Raw genomic sequence first — 1,171 nt, 5'->3', positions numbered from 1 at the left:
TCGAGTCGCTGGATGGCTTCGGTGATCACGTCGGTCCAGGGCCAGTGGCGGGCGAACCGGAGGTGCCGTCGGCGGGCGGTGCTGACGAGCTGAGCGGCGGCGGAGAACAGTCGCAGCCGCAGTCGGCGGGGCTCCCAGAGCCGGGGTTTGCCGGTCAGGGCAAGCATCGGCAGCCAGGCCAACAGATCGAGTGCGAGCTGGACGATCTCCAGCCAGATCTGATTCTGCGCGCTCTCGTGCAGAGGCAGGTTGCGCAGACCGGTGGCACGCGCATTGCGTATGCGGTCCTCCGCCCTCGCGCGTCGGCGGTGCCGCAGTTCCAGGTCCGTGATCTTCCCGCCCGACGTGTTGGTGGCGAAGCAGGTGAGCCGTAGTCCGTCGGCATCGGTGAAGCGCAACTGGGCGCCGGGATGCGGCCGTTCCTTGCGGACCACCAGCCGCATCCCCTGGGGCCAGCCCTTGAGGACATCGCCGTCGAGCTCGGCGGTCCAGGCGCCCTCGCGGATCTCGCCGCCCGGTTCGACGGCGGGTGTCCAGGCGGAGACCGGGACCTTCAGCACGGCCTGATGGATGGCGTCGGTGATGGTCATCCCGACCGAGTACGACAGCCACCTCCCGCGCTGCGAGAGCCAGGCCAGGAACTCGTGAGTACCGCCTGCGGAGTCGGTGCGAATGAGCGTGGATCGGCCTCGCCGATGCCGTTTCGGGAGCTGGGCCAAGGCGAGTTGGGTGGTGGTGATGTGGTCGGCCGCGGTGTTGCTGCCCGCGTTCCCCGGCCGGAGCAGGGCCGCGACAGGCTCTCCGGTGCCGCCGCTTCCGTGATCGACGAAGCCCATCAGCGGGTGGTGGCCGAAGGACTTCTTCCAGGTCGCTGCCGCGTCCTGCTTCTCGGAGTGCGCCAGCACCAGCACCCCGTCCAGGTCCACGATCACCTCGCCTGCGGCATCCGGCGCCGACGTCCCGGCCAACTTCCATACCCGCTGGCGTACTTCGGCCCGCGCGGCACGGATCGCGTGAAGGGCCTTCGGCCCGGCCGTGGCGAGGGTGTCGATGAGCCGTGAGACGGTCGGGTCGGAAGCCACCGGCCCGAACACGGCCGGCTCGGCCCGCAGCATCCCCACATCGGCCAGGCAGTCCCCGCCGAGTGCGACCGCCAGGGCCACATCCAGCA

General features: G+C 70.3%; 1 protein-coding gene. It reads right to left on the bottom strand.

Translation table 11 applies throughout. The annotated features are described in order from the left end of the window. Positions 1-1,171: IS1380 family transposase (locus ACGFZQ_RS52250; protein WP_393846517.1), on the bottom strand; the 1,171-nt coding region annotated here is incomplete at both ends.

It is taken from the genome of Streptomyces sp. NPDC048254, from assembly GCF_043201895.1.
Classification (GTDB): Bacteria; Actinomycetota; Actinomycetes; order Streptomycetales; family Streptomycetaceae; genus Streptomyces.
This window is presented reverse-complemented; position numbering and strand designations above follow the sequence as displayed.